This window comes from Leeuwenhoekiella sp. ZYFB001, assembly GCF_011784865.1.
Lineage (GTDB): Bacteria > Bacteroidota > Bacteroidia > Flavobacteriales > Flavobacteriaceae > Leeuwenhoekiella > Leeuwenhoekiella palythoae.
Map to the genome: position 1 here is coordinate 3,500,541 of NZ_CP050460.1, position 16,859 is coordinate 3,517,399.

At 39.3% G+C, this 16,859-nt stretch carries 16 protein-coding genes and 1 tRNA gene; 12 read left to right on the forward strand and 5 right to left on the reverse strand.

Features of this window, described 5'->3' with window-relative positions; all coding sequences use genetic code 11:
• The first annotated feature begins 155 nt into the window (after nt 1-155).
• Nucleotides 156-2,576 (forward strand): outer membrane beta-barrel family protein, encoded by a 2,421-nt coding sequence (locus HCN54_RS15030; protein ID WP_167598428.1) that lies wholly within the window; start codon nt 156-158, stop codon nt 2,574-2,576.
• A gap of 108 nt (nt 2,577-2,684) precedes the next feature.
• Nucleotides 2,685-3,689 carry a tRNA dihydrouridine synthase DusB gene (gene dusB, locus HCN54_RS15035; protein ID WP_167598429.1) on the forward strand — a complete coding sequence of 335 codons (1,005 nt, stop codon included), beginning with the start codon at nt 2,685-2,687 and terminating at the stop codon, nt 3,687-3,689.
• 13 nt (nt 3,690-3,702) lie between these two features.
• On the opposite strand, the gene HCN54_RS15040 is transcribed toward dusB, so the two are convergent.
• Together HCN54_RS15040 and rbfA are read right to left on the reverse strand one after the other, a co-directional pair.
• The gene (locus HCN54_RS15040; RefSeq protein ID WP_167598430.1) at nt 3,703-4,905 is read right to left on the reverse strand and encodes an ABC transporter permease; all 1,203 of its coding nucleotides are present in this window, start codon (nt 4,903-4,905) and stop codon (nt 3,703-3,705) included.
• Between the two features lie 12 nt (nt 4,906-4,917).
• Entirely contained in the window at nt 4,918-5,310 is a 393-nt protein-coding gene (gene rbfA / locus HCN54_RS15045; RefSeq protein WP_167598431.1) for a 30S ribosome-binding factor RbfA, read from the reverse strand.
• Nucleotides 5,311-5,396: 86 nt separating this feature from the next.
• Here rbfA and mce point away from each other — a divergent pair, with 86 nt between their 5' ends.
• The 3 genes from mce (at nt 5,397) to HCN54_RS15060 (ending at nt 6,444) form a co-directional block, all read left to right on the forward strand.
• Nucleotides 5,397-5,798: a methylmalonyl-CoA epimerase gene (gene mce / locus HCN54_RS15050; protein WP_167598432.1), complete on the forward strand. Its 402-nt coding sequence runs from the start codon at nt 5,397-5,399 to the stop codon at nt 5,796-5,798.
• Between the two features lie 91 nt (nt 5,799-5,889).
• Nucleotides 5,890-5,963: transfer RNA gene (locus HCN54_RS15055), tRNA-Ile, on the forward strand.
• Nucleotides 5,964-6,207: 244 nt separating this feature from the next.
• Nucleotides 6,208-6,444, forward strand: a complete 237-nt coding sequence (locus HCN54_RS15060; RefSeq protein WP_167598433.1) for a hypothetical protein — start codon at nt 6,208-6,210, stop codon at nt 6,442-6,444.
• Here the strand turns inward: HCN54_RS15060 and HCN54_RS15065 are convergent.
• The gene (locus tag HCN54_RS15065; RefSeq protein ID WP_167598434.1) at nt 6,431-7,015 is read right to left on the reverse strand and encodes a riboflavin synthase; all 585 of its coding nucleotides are present in this window, start codon (nt 7,013-7,015) and stop codon (nt 6,431-6,433) included. The genes HCN54_RS15060 and HCN54_RS15065 overlap by 14 nt on opposite strands.
• 63 nt (nt 7,016-7,078) lie before the next feature.
• On the opposite strand from HCN54_RS15065, the gene pdxA reads away from it, so the two are divergent.
• The 7 genes from pdxA (at nt 7,079) to HCN54_RS15100 (ending at nt 13,546) form a co-directional block, all read left to right on the forward strand.
• Entirely contained in the window at nt 7,079-8,149 is a 1,071-nt protein-coding gene (gene pdxA, locus HCN54_RS15070; RefSeq protein WP_167598435.1) for a 4-hydroxythreonine-4-phosphate dehydrogenase PdxA, read from the forward strand.
• 104 nt (nt 8,150-8,253) lie between these two features.
• Nucleotides 8,254-8,805, forward strand: a complete 552-nt coding sequence (locus tag HCN54_RS15075; RefSeq protein ID WP_167598436.1) for a YceD family protein — start codon at nt 8,254-8,256, stop codon at nt 8,803-8,805.
• A 12-nt stretch (nt 8,806-8,817) separates the two neighbouring features.
• Nucleotides 8,818-9,018, forward strand: a complete 201-nt coding sequence (gene rpmF, locus HCN54_RS15080; RefSeq protein ID WP_040533061.1) for a 50S ribosomal protein L32 — start codon at nt 8,818-8,820, stop codon at nt 9,016-9,018.
• A gap of 164 nt (nt 9,019-9,182) precedes the next feature.
• Entirely contained in the window at nt 9,183-10,178 is a 996-nt protein-coding gene (locus HCN54_RS15085; RefSeq protein ID WP_167598437.1) for a beta-ketoacyl-ACP synthase III, read from the forward strand.
• A gap of 27 nt (nt 10,179-10,205) precedes the next feature.
• Complete coding sequence (gene accB, locus HCN54_RS15090; protein WP_167598438.1) at nt 10,206-10,706, forward strand: acetyl-CoA carboxylase biotin carboxyl carrier protein; 501 nt, start codon at nt 10,206-10,208, stop codon at nt 10,704-10,706.
• Nucleotides 10,707-10,821: 115 nt separating this feature from the next.
• Nucleotides 10,822-12,174, forward strand: coding sequence for an acetyl-CoA carboxylase biotin carboxylase subunit (accC, locus tag HCN54_RS15095; protein ID WP_167598439.1), 1,353 nt, complete (start codon nt 10,822-10,824; stop codon nt 12,172-12,174).
• A gap of 220 nt (nt 12,175-12,394) precedes the next feature.
• The gene (locus HCN54_RS15100) at nt 12,395-13,546 is read left to right on the forward strand and encodes an NAD(P)/FAD-dependent oxidoreductase (protein WP_167598440.1); all 1,152 of its coding nucleotides are present in this window, start codon (nt 12,395-12,397) and stop codon (nt 13,544-13,546) included.
• Between the two features lie 7 nt (nt 13,547-13,553).
• Here the strand turns inward: HCN54_RS15100 and HCN54_RS15105 are convergent, their stop codons facing one another.
• The gene (locus HCN54_RS15105) at nt 13,554-14,480 is read right to left on the reverse strand and encodes an ABC transporter ATP-binding protein (RefSeq protein WP_167598441.1); all 927 of its coding nucleotides are present in this window, start codon (nt 14,478-14,480) and stop codon (nt 13,554-13,556) included.
• Between the two features lie 77 nt (nt 14,481-14,557).
• Nucleotides 14,558-16,639: a prolyl oligopeptidase family serine peptidase gene (locus tag HCN54_RS15110; protein ID WP_410503574.1), complete on the reverse strand. Its 2,082-nt coding sequence runs from the start codon at nt 16,637-16,639 to the stop codon at nt 14,558-14,560.
• Nucleotides 16,640-16,859 lie beyond the last annotated feature (220 nt).

Sequence of the window (16,859 nt, forward strand, 5' to 3'; positions counted from 1 at the left end):
AATGTTCGCAGTAAGCGAACTTTAGCCTGCAAATATACAGTTTAGGTTATGCATTTTCTAATAAATAAATTTTAGTTCAAACAATAGGCTTTCAACAGAAATTCTTTTCTTTTAAATTTATTTTAACAAAGATTTTACATTAGTTTTGAGCATATATGAAGCACCCGATATTACTCTCCGTTTTATTAATTTCATTTGTATCTGTTGCTCAGACCGGAAGTATAACCGGTAAAATTGTTGACACCAATAAACAAGAGGTGTCTTATGCTAACGTCTTGTTGCTTAAAGCAGCAGATTCTTCGTTTGTAAAAGGAGCGGTGAGTGAAGAAAATGGTGCAATTCTTTTTGCTGAAATACCTTCCGGAAGGTATTTGATCAAAGCCAGTTTTGTGGGTTTTAAAGATGGTTTTAGTAATCCGTTTGAGCTGAAAGATCAAATACGTATCCCAGATTTAATGCTTCAGGAAAACTCTGAAGCTTTAGAGGCTGTCAGGGTTAACTATAGAAAACCTACCATCGTACGCGGGATAGACCGAATGGTTTTTAATGTGGAGAATACAGCCATTTCTTCAGGTACCACGTATGATATTTTACAGCGAACTCCCGGGGTGGTTGTCAATCAGGGGCAACTCTTGGTAAAAAATAGACCTGCGCAGGTTTACATCAATGATCGTAAGGTGTATTTGACTAATGAAGAATTGCAGCAATTACTAGAAGGTTTTGCCGGAGTTAACATAAAATCAGTTGAAGTGATTACCAATCCACCGGCGAGGTATGATGCTGAAGGTGGCGCGATTTTGAATATTATAACTTCTAAAAATCTTTCCATAGGATATAAAGGAAGCATCAACGCTTCAAATACGGTAGGGATCAAACCGAAATACAATGCAGGAACCAGCCAATATTATAAAACCGATTGGCTAAATGCATTTGCGAGTTATAATTTCAATTCGCGTTTTGATGTAAAAACTGATGAAGGGTTTGTTCAATTTTACAACCCAAACGGAAGTGAAAAAGCAACTTGGGAAGATTTATTCCAGCGAGAAACCCGAACCATTTCGCACAGTTTAAATACGATCTTAGATTTCACATTAAGTGAAACAGAACTGGTGAGTTTTACGGCTAATATTCTGCATACGCCAAAAGCCAATTCAGAAATTAGCGGAAGAACGGAAACCTATAATCCGCAAGGTCAATTAGATTCTCTTTATACCACGCAAAGCCGATTAGAAAACCAGCGTGACAATTTGCTTTTCAATTTAAATTATGAGAAGCAGTTGGGCGAAAATGGAGCAACGCTTTCAGCCAACGCCAATTATATAGATTATACAGACGATCAAATGCAAGCTGTGGCTACGCGTTATGTTTCGGCTCAAGGCGACCTTTTAAATTCTAATGCATTCAACACCATCCCAACTCAAAAATCCCAGATTTATACGGGGCAATTAGATTATTTAGGTAATTTGGGAAGCTGGGCATTTGAGGCCGGAGCAAAATATTCTGGGATCAATTCTGAAAGTAGACAGGAGTTCTTCAATACTGCAGGAAATGTAAGCGATGCTGATGCGATCTTGAATGATCATTTTGATTATACCGAAGCTATTTATGCGTCGTATTTCAGCTTTGCCAAGGATTGGGAAAAATGGAGTTTTAAAGCCGGATTGCGCGGAGAATACACAGATGCTAACGGGAACTCGAGAACTTTAGGCGTTGTGAATACGCAGGAATATTTAGAGTTGTTTCCTACGGTTTACTTGATGCACAATCCTTCTGATAATCATTCTTTTGGAGTAGACTACAGCAGAAGAATAGATCGTCCTCGTTTTCAAAGTTTGAATCCATTTCGCTATTTTTTAAATGAAAACAACTTTCAAGAAGGAAACCCCAATATTCAACCGGCAATTGCAAACAGGGTTAATCTTAATTACACGTATAAAAACAAGTTGAGTTTTGACCTTTATTGGGATCGTATCGACAATGCGATGAGTAGATTACCCTTTCAGGATAATGAAAATTTAACCTTGAGAAGCGTAAATACCAATCTCAATTATGAGCAACAATACAGTCTGGACGTTAGCTATTCAGAATTTGTAAATAATTGGATGTGGATGAGTATCTATGCATCCTTCTTTAATATGCAAAATGAGTTTACCAGTCTAGATGAAAATCAAAGTAAAATTGAAAATGAGATAAATGGATTTTTCTTTCAAAGCGTAAACTATCTCATTATCAATTCTACCCTTAATGTGACTATTTCAAATAATTTCACCTCAAATTATCTTGTGGGCTCTTATGAATATGATCGTCCTCAATACCGTCTTAATGTCGATATTCAGAAGCGTTTTTTAGATGGGCGCTTGATACTTAATTTAAGTTCTGAAGATGTATTCAATACGATGAAAACACCCCTTAAGTCGCGTTATTTAAATCAAAACAACACCTTCTTTGCAATGCCGGAGTTCCAAAAGATTCGTGTAGGATTGCGGTATAACTTCGGAAACTTTAAGCTGAGTGATAATAACAGAGAAACTTCAGTTGATGAAGAATCCAGATTACAAGAACTCGGTGCTAACTAACGGCATACTACTTAATAAAACATTCCTTAATTTTGCGCCAGAAAGTCTTGGACAAACCTGACTGAAATTTTTTAGGTATTCCAAGAATTTATTTTAAAAAGTATTGCTTTGGCTAAAATAGGAGATATAGATGTAGGAGACTTCCCGTTGCTTTTAGCACCTATGGAAGATGTGAGTGACCCACCTTTTCGCGCACTGTGCAAAGAGCAAGGGGCAGATGTGGTATATACCGAGTTCATCTCGAGTGAAGGCCTCATTCGTGACGCTGCAAAAAGTGTTATGAAGCTTGATATTTATGAGAAAGAACGTCCCGTAGGTATTCAGATTTTCGGAGCCAATCTCGAGTCGATGCTTCAGAGTGTTGAAATTGTTGAAGCTTCAAAGCCAGATATTATTGATATCAACTTTGGCTGTCCGGTTAAGAAAGTAGTTTCTAAAGGTGCCGGCGCGGGGATTTTAAAAGATATTGATCTGATGGTTTCGCTTACCGAAGCCATGGTCAAGCATACCAACTTACCAATTACCGTTAAAACCCGTTTAGGCTGGGATCACGACTCGATCAAAATCGTTGAGGTTGCCGAACGTTTACAAGACGTAGGTTGTAAGGCGATTGCGATTCACGGAAGAACGCGAGCGCAGATGTACAAAGGCAATGCCGACTGGAAACCTATTGCTGAGGTAAAAAATAATCAGCGTATGCATATTCCTGTTTTTGGAAACGGTGATGTTGACACTCCCGAGCGTGCTGTAGAAATGCGGGATCAATATGGACTTGACGGCGCGATGATCGGCAGGGCGAGTATTGGGTATCCTTGGTTTTTTAGAGAGGTAAAGCATTTTTTCAACACCGGTGAGCATATGGTGCCACCAACCATGCAAGAGCGTGTTGATGCTGCTCGCAGACACTTACAAATGTCTATAGACTGGAAGGGGGAAAAACTCGGCGTATTTGAGACGCGCCGGCATTATACGAATTACTTTAAAGGAATTCCTGGGTTTAAGCCATATCGTATGAAAATGGTAACCAGCGATGCACCGGAGGATGTTTTTGCTGCTTTTGATGAGGTTGAAGAACTGTTTGCTGATTATGATTTTGCACAACAAACGTACTAGAGCAGAGAACGCATCAATCTTCTAAAAGCTTCGGTCTAATGGTCGAAGCTGCGAGGTAGGATGCTAAAATTCCCAAAAAAGAAATAGTTAAGAAAACCGCTAAGAAATTTACGAGTGTAAATTCCATGGGATAGGGAAGTGTTGGCGTGATCATTTTAAGCTGAAACTGCAATTGCGCTCCCACAATCAAACTCCCCAAAACCAAGCCGATTATACCGCCAAAAACACTCATCATCGCTCCTTGTAAAAAGTAAATCTTTTTGATGTCTTTTAAAGACGCGCCTAGGCTATGCAGCGTTTTAATATTGGCTTTTTTATCGATGATGATCATAATGATACTTCCCACAAGATTGAAAAGCGCAATGATCAATACCAAGGTAAAGATGAGATAAACAGCCAAGTTTTCAGCATTCAGCATTTTGTAAAGCTTATCATTAAGCTGAAACCTTGTTTTTACTTGGGTAGTAGTACCAAAAATTTGCTGAACCTCACGCTGAACCTTTAAAGGATCTGCATTAGGATTGATTTTAATTTCGATAGCACTTAAGGTTGTATCCTTATAGTTGAGCAGTTTACGGGCGTAATTAATATTGGTAAATATATATTTCTGATCAAGTTCTTCATTTACTTGAAAAATATCAGAAACGACCAATTGCGAACTATTAAAAGCTTGCGTAGGATCTGTGATTTGACCGGTTCCGGGTCTGGGCACCATCACACGAAGCAAGTCGGTATAATTATTTACTCCTAATGAAAGAATGCGAGAAATTCCAAAACCTATAGCTGCTACAGGCTCTTCGGGAGTGATCCAATTGCCATAAAGTAAGGTGCTGTCAATACTATTTACGCTTCGGTAATTTTCATCAACACCTTTAATATAGGCGATGTGGTTTTTCCCTCTAAATTCTAAAAAAGCGCGTTCTTCAATAACCTGAGTATAGCTAGCGATATCAGGATTATCTTCAAGTTCAGTAGCTTGCTCTGAAGTGAATTTTATGATTTTTCCGCTTGCGGGAAGCACTTTTAAATCAGGATCAAAAATGGACGCAAAAGACAAACTAAAATCCTTTAAACCCGAAAATCCGGAAAGTACGACAAACAAAGCCGCTGAACCTGCAATAATACTTACCGCCGAAATAAGTGTTATGATGTTTATAGCATTATTACTGCTCTTAGTAAACAGGTAACGTTTTGCTATAAATACAGGAAATTTCAATAGAGAGGTGACTTATGATTTTTTTCTACGCGGAAGTAAATCTGGATTTTGAATTGGATCTTCAGAGCCTTTAAGAGATTTGTCAATCCCATCTATATATTCTAGAGAATCGTCAACATAAAATTGCAATTCAGGCATACGACGCAATTGATGACGCGTACGATTTGCGATCTCATGTTTTATAAAAGGCTTTACGGCACTGACTTCTTTTAAAATTTCTGAAGCTTTATCGTGAGGAAAAATACTTAGATAGACTTTTGCCTGTGAGAGATCTGTAGTTACATTTACTTTGCTCACAGAGACAATAATATTTTTTACACCTGCCTGCATCAATGCCTTTTGAATAACATCAACCAAATCGCGTTGAAGTACTCCGGCTACTTTCTTTTGTCTATTTGTTTCCATACGGCAAAAATACATTTTTTATAAATGCGCTACCTTTAGCATGAGATGGAAATGCATACTGCATAAAATAGAATGAAACTTTAATAATGAAAAAGATAGAACACATAGGAATTGCAGTTAAAAGTCTGCAAGATTCTAATGAAATGTACACGAAGCTACTGGGAAAACAACCTTATAAAACCGAAGCTGTAGCTTCTGAAGGCGTAACTACTTCATTTTTTGAAATGGGTGATTCAAAAATTGAATTGCTTGAAGCAACTAAAGAAGATAGTCCTATTGCAAAGTTTCTTGAAAAGCGGGGAGAAGGTGTTCATCATATCGCATATGCGGTTGACGATATCAAAGCCGAAATGAATAGATTGAAATCTGAAGGCTTTACCGTTTTAAACGAAACCCCCAAAAAAGGAGCTGATAATAAGTGGGTCGTTTTTTTGCATCCCAAAACAACAGGAGGTGTTTTAATAGAGTTATGTCAAGATATTGTCTAGCTCAGAGCCGAGCCGTGATAAAATGCTTGTGACAAATAAAAATTAATCTTATTTTTGCGCCCGCTTTAATGTCTAAATGATATTGAAAGCAGGTCCTATAGCTCAGTTGGTTAGAGCACCTGACTCATAATCAGGTGGTCCCTGGTTCGAGCCCAGGTGGGACCACTAGTAAACACTAAGCCTCAGAAGATTTTGTCTTCTGAGGCTTTTTTAATTTGCAAGTGATTTATTTACAGGTCTTAACGCGTTTATAGTAAGAAATATAAGACTTTATCCTTAAAGCGGTTAATTTAGCATATTGTTAAGGTTAAAAACCTACAAGAGCCGACAAAATGTAGTGTTAATTAGTTGAAATAATGTATTTTTTCTTAATATTGCGCTGTTCATTCAACTGAAGCCCCCATCTTCTATGCGTTTAAAACTATATACATATGTAGTTACGTTAATCCTCATTGTAGGTGTTAAGACTGTGGTCTATGCTGAAGATAAAAATCCACCACCTCCGGGTGCTCGGAATGCAGCACCCCCGCCACCAGGTTTACAAGTACCAATAGACAACTATATTCCGCATCTTTTCATATTAGGCGTTTTTATAGGTGGATTTTTCTTTTATAAAGCAGATCGTCAAAAAGTTACAAATTCATAAGGCGCTTTACATATTTCCCTATTACGTCAAATTCTAAATTTACTTTTGTGCTTTTTTCAATGAAATTAAATGTGGTGTGTTCATAAGTATAAGGGATGATAGCGACACTAAATTCATTGATTTTAGAGTTGACTACAGTCAGGCTTACCCCATTGATGGTTATAGATCCTTTTTCAATGGTAACATTATTTAAATCAGGATTATAACTGAATGTAAATATCCAGCTTCCATCTTTATTTTCTTTATGAATACACGTAGCGGTTTGATCCACATGACCCTGAACAATATGACCATCTAAGCGGCTGCCTAGAATCATGGCGCGTTCTAGATTCACAAGATCTTGCTCTCTAAGTTCGTTAAGATTAGTCTTGTTTAGCGTTTCTTCAATTGCAGTAACGGTGTACGAATTATCGTTCAAACTTACTACGGTCAGACACACTCCATTGTGTGCAACACTCTGATCAATTTTCAGTTCAGCGGTAAGCCTACTTGAAACTGTAATATGTAAATTATCTCCCTCGCGTTCTAATTTTTCAACCTTCCCTAAATCTTCAATAATACCGGTAAACATGTTTGCGTTTTAATTAAGTACTTTTACATTATAATTTACAAAAGAAAACCAAAGCGGTTTCACATGAAAGAACAAAGTATAAAATTAGGAATTAGCATAGGAGATTTAAATGGAATTGGCGGAGAGGTTGTTCTCAAAACCTTTGAAGACGCAAGAATGCTTGATTTCTGTACACCTGTGATTTTTGCTTCGGCTAAAACAGTAAGTTTCCTTCTAAAGCATTTTGAATTGGATATAAACTTTCAAGGAGTGAAAGAAGCAAGCAATGTGATCGAAGGTAAAATCAACGTGGTAAACGTTTGGAAAGATAATCCTAGAATTAATTTTGGTTCCGAAACTCCAGAGGCGGGTAGTTATGCAATAAAATCGTTAAAAGCAGCGGTTACAGCACTAAAATCTGGAGAAATCGATGCCTTGGTGACCGCACCTATCAATAAAGCGAATATTCAGGGAGAGGAATTCAATTTCCCGGGACATACCGATTATTTGAATCAGGAGTTAGAAGGGCATAGCCTTATGTTTATGGTATCACAAAAGCTCAAGGTTGGTTTACTTACAGACCATGTGCCTGTAAAAGATGTGACAACTAAAATCACAGCCAATTTAATCAAACAGAAGTTTAAAACGATTCATCATTCGCTGGTTCAGGATTTTGGCGTGAGTAAACCTAAAATCGCATTCTTAGGGATCAATCCACATGTGGGAGATAATGGAGTGATAGGTAAGGAAGACGATGAGGTTCTGATACCTACATTAGAAGAACTGCGCGATCAAGGACATCTGACGTATGGGCCGTATGCTGCAGATAGTTTCTTCGGAAGCGGAAACTATAAGAATTTCGATGCGATCATTGCAGCCTATCATGATCAGGGCTTAATTCCTTTTAAAACATTAGCTTTTGGAAAAGGGGTTAATTACACGGCCGGATTGAACAAAGTACGTACTTCTCCAGATCACGGAACCGCATTTGAAATTGCCGGAAAAGGCATTGCTGACATCAATTCGTTTAAAGAAGCAGTATATATGGCGTTAGATATTTATAAGAAAAGAGAAGAATATGCTGTCTTGACCGAAAATATTTTGCAAAAACAACCGCGAAAAAAACAATATTCCGGTCGCTCTCGTGGAAAATAAACATATTTAAAAAATTTATCCACACTTAATTAACAGCTAAATAAAAATTTATATCTTTGCACCCGCCTTTTGCGGAAGTGGAGATTTTAGGAAAGAGAAAGGTAATGAAGCATTTGAAAACGTATACCATACAATTTGTTGGTTTAAAACAAGGGGAACACGATTTTCAATATGATATTGACAATACGTTCTTTGAGCATTTTGATTATGATGACTTCAATAGCATCGCAGTAGACTTAAAGGTAACTTTGATTAAAAAGTCAACCTTGATGGAGTTTTACTTTGATGCTGAAGGTACTGTAAATGTAAATTGTGATTTAACTAATGAACCTTACGATAATCCATTAGAAACGTCGTATAAGTTGGTGGTTAAGTTTGGTCAGGAGTACAATGATGAGATTGATGATATTTTAATTTTGCCGCATGGTGAATACGAAGTAAATATCGCACAGTATATTTATGAAACTTTGGTTCTGGCGATGCCTGCAAAAAGAGTGCATCCGGGAGTTGAAGACGGTACTTTAAAGTCAGACATATTAGATAAACTTGAAGAATTAAGTATAAAAGATAATCAAGAGGAAGAGGAACAAGAACCTCAACCAAAAAAAATAGATCCCCGTTGGGACAAACTAAAAGATTTTTTAACAGATAATTAATAATTAACGGTAATGGCACATCCTAAGAGAAAAATCTCGAAAACAAGAAGAGATAAGAGAAGAACACATTACAAAGCTGCAATGCCTAAAATTGGTGTAGACGCCACTACTGGTGAAGCTCACCTTTATCACCGTGCACACTGGCACGAGGGCAAACTTTATTATAGAGGGCAGGTTGTAATTGATGCAACAGCTGGCGAAGAAGTTGCTTAACAAAGACTTATAAAAAGATTAAACTCCCATCAAAGTGGGAGTTTTTTTTATTTTTTAGAAGGAGCAAAAAACGTTAATTGTAGGCTTTAATTGTTCTATTTTTAGTACTTTTCCTCCCATTTTTTAAGCGAAAAACCTTGTTTTTTCGTAGAAACCAGATTTATATGAGTAAAATCACTGCAGCCATAACTGCTGTTGGCGCTTATGTGCCAGAATATGTGCTTACCAATGAAATTTTGGAAACCATGGTTGAGACCAATGATGAATGGATCACAACCAGAACAGGAATTAAAGAGCGCAGAATCCTAAAAGATCCCGATAAAGGAACTTCTTTTTTAGGTATTAAAGCTGCCGAAGACCTAATCAACAAAAGCGGTATTGACCCATCAGAAATTGATATGGTGATTATGGCTACCGCAACTCCCGACTTACCCGTAGCATCTACCGCTGCTTATGTTGCCACACAAATAGGTGCAACAAATGCATTTTCTTACGATTTACAAGCTGCGTGCTCCAGCTTTTTATATGGAATGTCTACAGCTTCTGCATATGTAGCTTCAGGAAAATATAAAAAAGTCCTTTTAATAGGAGCAGATAAAATGTCTTCTATTATAGACTATACAGATCGTACTACCTGCATCATTTTTGGTGATGGTGGTGGCGCTGTCCTTTTTGAACCTAATGAAGAAGGCCTAGGACTTCAAGACGAATTTTTACGTTCTGATGGTATAGGAAGAGATTTCTTGCGTATCGAAGCGGGAGGGTCTTTGATGCCGGCTTCAGAAGAAACGGTAGCAAATAAAAAGCACTACGTTTTTCAAGACGGTAAAACAGTATTTAAATTTGCCGTCTCAAACATGGCAGATGTAAGCGAGCGCATTATGCAGCGCAATAATTTGAGTCACGATGATGTTAGTTGGCTTGTAGCACACCAGGCAAACAAACGTATTATTGATGCAACTGCCCGACGTATGGGGCTTGACGACAGTAAAGTGCTGATGAATATTGCACGCTACGGAAACACAACATCTGCGACACTTCCCTTGCTTTTAAGCGATTTTGAAAAGCAGTTTAAAAAAGGGGATAATTTAATATTTGCCGCTTTTGGAGGCGGTTTTACTTGGGGCTCCATTTATTTAAAATGGGCCTACAATGCTTAATTTTTAATCTAACTAACGTTATTAATTATGGATTTAAAAGAAATTCAGAATCTTATCAAGTTTGTTGCTAAATCTGGCGCAAGCGAGGTTAAACTTGAGATGGACGATGTGAAAATCACCATTAGAACTGGTGAAGACAGTAAAGGTGAGACCACAATCCTTCAGCAAGTACCTATGATGGGTTCTGCAATGCCACAGCAAGCAGCTCCTGCAGCACAACCCGCAGCACCGGCACCAGCCCCTGCAGCTCCAGAAACTGAAAAGCCTAAGGCAGATGATAGTGACAAATACATTACTGTAAAGTCACCAATCATTGGTACATTCTACCGTAAACCAGCACCAGACAAACCTACTTTTGTTGAAGTTGGAGCAAGTATCAAAGAAGGTGACGTACTTTGCGTTATTGAAGCAATGAAATTATTCAACGAGATCGAAAGTGAAGTTAGCGGTAAGATCGTTAAAGTTCTTGTTGATGATTCTTCTCCGGTTGAATTTGACCAACCATTATTCTTGGTAGACCCTGCATAATTATTTATTTGATCTAAAGTTTCCATTAATGGTAAGCATACGCTGAAACTCGGCGTTTAAAAGATCAAATACTATAGATTAAAGCCTTATGGCTTAAACTATAAAGACAACAGATATGTTTAAAAAGATACTTATAGCAAACAGAGGGGAGATTGCACTACGTGTAATACGAACCTGTAAAGAAATGGGCATCAAAACTGTAGCGGTTTATTCTACTGCAGATGCCGAAAGTTTGCACGTACGTTTTGCAGATGAAGCGGTTTGTATTGGGCCGGCTCCAAGTAGCGAATCGTATTTGAAAATAGCAAATATTATGGCTGCTGCCGAAATTACTAACGCAGACGCCATTCACCCGGGTTACGGATTCCTTTCTGAAAATGCTCGTTTTTCAAAAATTTGTCAAGAGCACGATGTGAAATTCATCGGGGCATCTCCTGATATGATTTCAAAGATGGGAGACAAGGCAACCGCAAAAGCTACCATGAAAGCAGCCGGAGTTCCTTGTGTTCCCGGAAGTGACGGGATTATTGAAGATTTTGAATCTTGTGAGCGCATCGCAGAAGAAACAGGATATCCTGTAATGCTTAAAGCTACTGCCGGTGGTGGTGGTAAAGGTATGCGTGCGGTTTGGAAAAAAGAAGACTTGCGTAAAGCTTGGGATTCTGCGCGTCAAGAAGCTGCTGCATCTTTCGGAAATGACGGAATGTATATGGAAAAGCTTATTGAAGAGCCACGCCATATCGAGATTCAGGTTGTAGGAGACAGCAACGGTAAAGCGTGTCATCTCTCTGAGCGTGATTGTTCCGTTCAGCGTCGTCACCAAAAACTTACCGAAGAAACACCTTCACCATTTATGACCGATGAACTTCGTGAGAAAATGGGAGCTGCAGCCGTTCGTGCCGCAGAATTTATTAAATACGAAGGTGCCGGTACTGTAGAATTTTTGGTAGATAAACACCGCAATTTCTACTTTATGGAAATGAATACGCGTATTCAAGTAGAACATCCTATTACGGAGCAAGTAGTAGATTATGACTTGATTCGCGAGCAAATTCTCGTTGCTGCCGGAGTTGCAATTTCTGGTAAAAACTACTATCCACAATTGCATTCTATCGAGTGCCGTATCAACGCGGAAGATCCTTATAACAACTTTAGACCTTCACCGGGTAAGATTACTAACTTACACGCGCCGGGCGGTCACGGGGTTCGCATAGATACGCACGTTTACAGCGGGTATTCTATCGTTCCTAACTACGATTCTATGATCGCAAAATTGATCACTACGGCACAAACCCGTGAAGAGGCGATCAATAAAATGAAGCGTGCTTTAGATGAGTTCGTTATTGAAGGAATTAAAACAACGATCCCATTCCACAGACAGTTGATGGACGATCCTGCATACATTTCAGGAAACTACACCACTGCCTTTATGGATGATTTTAAAATGAATCCACCGGTAGAAGAATAAAGTCTACCTTTCAATAGATATCAACCCTGAACATTTGTTCGGGGTTTTTTTATGGCTAGCGACAAAGGGTTTTATACCTTAAAGAAGTTTCTTTTGGGCATTACCTGCGCTAACGCTTAGGTCAGGTTTTAATAAGGAATCGCTTTTTGCCAAAAAGGGCAGAAGAGCTCAAACAAATCCTTCAATCCCTAATGCAAAATTCTGCTATCTTTAAGCTGTTATGCAAGAACCCTATTCTAATCTCTCGTATTGGGAATACAAATCCTGGCTAGCAGACGTCGACTTTACCATTGTGGGAAGTGGCATCACCGGGCTCAGTTGTGCATTGCAGCTGCGTAAACGCTTTCCCGAGGCAAAAATTCTAATTCTTGAACGCGGAAGTCTTCCGCAGGGAGCGAGTACAAAGAATGCTGGTTTCGCTTGTTTCGGGAGCGTTTCTGAGCTTTTGTCAGATTTAGAACGTCATAGCGAAGACGAAGTTCTAAAACTGGTTAAAATGCGCGTAGAGGGGCTGAAGCTTTTGAGAGAAACCCTTGGCGATCGCGCTATCGATTTTCAGAAGTGTGGCGGCTACGAACTATTTCTAAATACAAACCTTGGGCTTTATGAAAACTGTTTTAATCAGATCGAATATCTAAATGAATTGCTTGCACCGGTTTTTAAAAAGCCTATTTTCAGTAGTGTTGCGAACAGATTTCAGTTTAAGAATGTTCAAGAAAGATTGCTATTTAATGCTGAAGAAGGTGCGATAGACACTGGGAACATGATGCAAGGCTTGCTCCAAAAAGCACTTCGGCAAAATATTTTGATCTTAAATGGTTGGACGGTTACCGGTTATGAAATGCTATCGAATAGCGTAGAAGTACGAGCAAATTCCATCTCATTCCAAACAGAAAAACTATTCATAGCAACCAATGGTTTTGCAGCACACTTAGGAATTACTCAAGTGCAACCTGCACGCAATCAAGTATTGGTGACCAAACCTATTCCTGACTTAAACATTAAAGGCACGTTTCATCTGGATGAAGGCTATACCTATTTTAGAAATATCGATAACCGAATCCTTTTAGGAGGCGGCCGCAATCTGGATTTAACCGGGGAACAAACCGATGCGCTCGGCACTTCAGCAATCATTCAAGCGCATTTAGAAAAGACACTCAGTCAAATAATTATACCCCAAACTTCAGTTGAAATCGACTATCGCTGGAGCGGAATTCTGGGTGTTGGAGCTCAAAAGAAGCCCATCCTAAAACCGCTTTCTGAACACGTTTTTTGCGGCGTAAGACTTGGAGGAATGGGTGTAGCTATTGGCAGCCAGATAGGGAAGGAGCTGGCTGATTTATTGGACCCGCCAAAAAATATGAAAGTATAGCGCTAGATTAGAGCTTCAGTTTTAAATAAACAAAAGTGTCTTTATCTAAAGCATAAACAGTATTAAAGTAGATCTTTTGTCCTTGAGCTTCAGCTTCCACGAGATAGTAACTTCCTTTAAAATACGATTTAATCACGGTGGCTTTTAACCCGGTTTCAGATTCAGAAACCTCAAGTTGATGCGGCATAATCAAATGTTTTTCACCATCAAGTTCTAGCGTATTCACATCACCAAAAAACGAAGCGACATAAGCATTCTTTGGGTTTTTGAACAAAGCTTTCGGAGTTGCGGTTTGTATAAATTGACCCTCGCGCATCATTTTAATTTCGTCTGAAAAAGAAAGTGCTTCTTCGCTGTCGTGCGTGGCAGTAATACAGGTAATGTTTTCTTTTTTCAGATACGCGTAGAGATTTCGGCGTAAGGCATTCCGTCTAAAGTTGTCGATGTGGCTAAAGGGTTCGTCCAGCAACAATAATTCGGGCTCTTTGGCAATCGCACGCGCGAGTGCAACGCGCTGTTTTTGTCCGCCACTCAAAAGTTTTACGTGTACATCGGCAAAAGCGGTCATATCAACCACTTCAAGAAGTTCGTTGATGCGTTCTTCTCGCTGCTGCATAAAACGACGCGACAGGTGTTTCCCAATATTATCTGCCACTGAGATATACGGCATCAAGTCAAAATCCTGAGCGAGATATTTGATAAAAGGCTCTCCAGGAACCAAGTTAAAATTAGGGCCTAAAAGTTCGTTGTCGTTCCAAAAAATAGTCCCGTTTTCAACGTGAAGTAAGCCATAGATGATTTTGAGCAAGGTGCTTTTTCCGCAGCCGCTTTCCCCTAAAATAGAAATGTGCTTTCCTTTTTCTACCGTGAAATCAAGGTTTTTTAAAACGGTTTCTTCGGTATAGCCGAAGTCGGTTATGTCTACTTTTAGCATAATAGAATATAAAAAGACCTCAAAAGTTATCAAAGCCTTTGAGGTCTTAATTTAAGTGGTTACAAAAGGCTCAGCAGTTAGCCTTTAATCTCTGATTTAGTTTTTTCCGGAAGCACGTCAAAGCCCATATTGTAAAGCGTAAAGGCAAAAATATCTGCTGTTTGCTCAATTTGTTTGCTTACCGGAGTTCCAGCACCATGGCCGGCATCTGTCTCAATACGTATCAAAACAGGCGCATCACCGGCTTGTTTCTCTTGCAATTCTGCAGCAAATTTAAAACTGTGCGCAGGAACCACGCGATCATCGTGATCTCCTGTGGTTACTAAAGTCGCAGGATATTTTGTTCCGGTTTTTACATTATGCACAGGAGAATAACCTTTAATGTACTCAAACATTTCTTCGCTGTCTTCTGAAGTTCCGTAGTCGTATGCCCAGCCGGCTCCGGCGGTGAAGGTGTGATAACGCAGCATATCCATCACACCCACTGCAGGAAGCGCTACCTTCATTAAATCGGGTCTTTGCGTCATCGTTGCACCCACGAGCAAACCACCATTAGAACCACCACGAATGGCCAAATAATCGCTTGAGGTATAGTTTTCTGAAATCAGGTATTCTGCCGCAGCGATAAAGTCATCAAAGACATTTTGCTTTTGCATTTTGGTACCGGCGTCGTGCCATTCTTTACCATATTCGCCGCCACCACGCAGGTTAGGCACGGCATACACACCGCCCATTTCCATCCAAATGGCATTTGTGATGCTGAATGATGGCGTAAGCGAAATATTAAAACCACCATAACCATAAAGAATCGTCGGGTTCTTACCGTTAAGTTCTAAACCTTTTTTAAAGGTGATGATCATAGGAACTTTTGTACCGTCTTTTGAGGTATAAAATACTTGCTTGCTCTCGTAATTTTCAGGATCAAAATTGATCGCCGGTTTACGGAACAATTCAGAAGCTCCAGACTTGATGTCGTATTTGTAAATACTTCCTGGAGTGGTATAGTTGGTAAAGCTGTAATAAAGTTCTTTATCTTCTTTTTTAGCACCAAACCCGCCGGCGCTTCCGATACCGGGAAGTTCAACTTCGCGTACGAGCTTACCCTCGTAATCGTATTGTTTTACTTGCGAAACCGCATCAACCATATACTCTGCAAAAAAGTAACCACCACCGGTAGAGGGCGAAAGCACATTTTCGGTTTCTGGAATAAAATCTTCCCAGTTTTCTGGAGTTGGATTAGCAGCGTCCACGGTAACGATTTTGCGGTTGGGCGCATCTTTGTCGGTAACAATATAAAGTTTGGAGCCTACATTTTCGATCACAGAAGTATTGGTCTCTTCCGTATCAACAATCGCAACAAAATCAGCATTTGGCTTGCTCAGATCTTTGATATAAAGCTTGTTTCCTGACGTTGCATTACTAGCGCTCAAGATCAAGTATTTATTGTCTTCTGTGGTCCCGGCGCCAATGTAGCGATGCTTTTGCTCAGGCGTACCGCCAAAGATCAGTTTGTCTTCTTTTTGAGCCGTATTCAGCTTGTGGTAATACACTTTGTGCTGATCTGTTTTTGCTGAAAGTTCGCTGCCGTCTGGCTTGTCATAACTCGAGTAGTAAAACCCGTCGTTCTCACGCCAAGAGATTCCGCTAAATTTGATATCGACCAAAGTATCTTCGGTGATCTCTTTGGTTTCAGCATCCATAACCAGAACCTTCCTCCAGTCGCTTCCTCCCTCAGAAATACTATATGCAGCCAGTTTTCCATTATCTGAAAAACTGAGTCCGCCTAACGAAACCGTACCGTCTTCGGCAAAGGTGTTGGGATCTAAAAATACTTCTGCAGTTGAAGGGTCTTCACCGATTTTGTAACGGTAGATCACATATTGATTTTGCAGTCCGTCATTTTTATAGAAATAGGTGTAATCACCTTCTTTAAAAGGAGCGCCAATTTTCTCGTAGTTCCAGATTTTTTCAAGCTTTTGCTTGATTTCATCTTTAAACGGAATCTTATCTAAATAGCCAAAAGTGGCCTTATTTTCTGCTTTTACCCAAGCCTCAGTCTCGGCACTGCGATCGTCTTCGAGCCAGCGATACGGGTCGGGAACTTCGGTGCCAAAATAGGTGTCAACGGTATCTACCTTTTTCGTTTCAGGATAAATCATATTTAATTTTTTTGTTCGGATGGTTTGTGCTTGTAGAATTATTCCGAAAGATGCAAAACAATATAGGAGTGTTAATTTTTTCATTTGAAGCAAAATTGAATTCTTTCAAATATAGTCAGTAAACTATCTTATGGCAAGCCCATGACATTGCTTGGAAACGAATTTTTAATTTCCAGAAAAGCCTCGGAGTTTTAAACCCTTTGGCGGTGCCAATAAAAAA

What these genes read in the sequence shown, in the direction of transcription:
- HCN54_RS15030 (WP_167598428.1), top strand. Translation starts at nt 156, where the DNA reads ATGAAGCACCCGATATTACTCTCCGTTTTATTAATTTCATTTGTATCT.
- rbfA (WP_167598431.1), bottom strand. Translation starts at nt 5,310, where the DNA reads ATGGAAACAAATAGACAAAAGAAAGTAGCCGGAGTACTTCAACGCGAT.
- mce (WP_167598432.1), top strand. Translation starts at nt 5,397, where the DNA reads ATGAAAAAGATAGAACACATAGGAATTGCAGTTAAAAGTCTGCAAGAT.
- HCN54_RS15060 (WP_167598433.1), top strand. Translation starts at nt 6,208, where the DNA reads ATGCGTTTAAAACTATATACATATGTAGTTACGTTAATCCTCATTGTA.
- HCN54_RS15065 (WP_167598434.1), bottom strand. Translation starts at nt 7,015, where the DNA reads ATGTTTACCGGTATTATTGAAGATTTAGGGAAGGTTGAAAAATTAGAA.
- pdxA (WP_167598435.1), top strand. Translation starts at nt 7,079, where the DNA reads ATGAAAGAACAAAGTATAAAATTAGGAATTAGCATAGGAGATTTAAAT.
- HCN54_RS15075 (WP_167598436.1), top strand. Translation starts at nt 8,254, where the DNA reads ATGAAGCATTTGAAAACGTATACCATACAATTTGTTGGTTTAAAACAA.
- rpmF (WP_040533061.1), top strand. Translation starts at nt 8,818, where the DNA reads ATGGCACATCCTAAGAGAAAAATCTCGAAAACAAGAAGAGATAAGAGA.
- HCN54_RS15085 (WP_167598437.1), top strand. Translation starts at nt 9,183, where the DNA reads ATGAGTAAAATCACTGCAGCCATAACTGCTGTTGGCGCTTATGTGCCA.
- accB (WP_167598438.1), top strand. Translation starts at nt 10,206, where the DNA reads ATGGATTTAAAAGAAATTCAGAATCTTATCAAGTTTGTTGCTAAATCT.
- accC (WP_167598439.1), top strand. Translation starts at nt 10,822, where the DNA reads ATGTTTAAAAAGATACTTATAGCAAACAGAGGGGAGATTGCACTACGT.
- HCN54_RS15100 (WP_167598440.1), top strand. Translation starts at nt 12,395, where the DNA reads ATGCAAGAACCCTATTCTAATCTCTCGTATTGGGAATACAAATCCTGG.
- HCN54_RS15105 (WP_167598441.1), bottom strand. Translation starts at nt 14,480, where the DNA reads ATGCTAAAAGTAGACATAACCGACTTCGGCTATACCGAAGAAACCGTT.
- HCN54_RS15110 (WP_410503574.1), bottom strand. Translation starts at nt 16,639, where the DNA reads ATGATTTATCCTGAAACGAAAAAGGTAGATACCGTTGACACCTATTTT.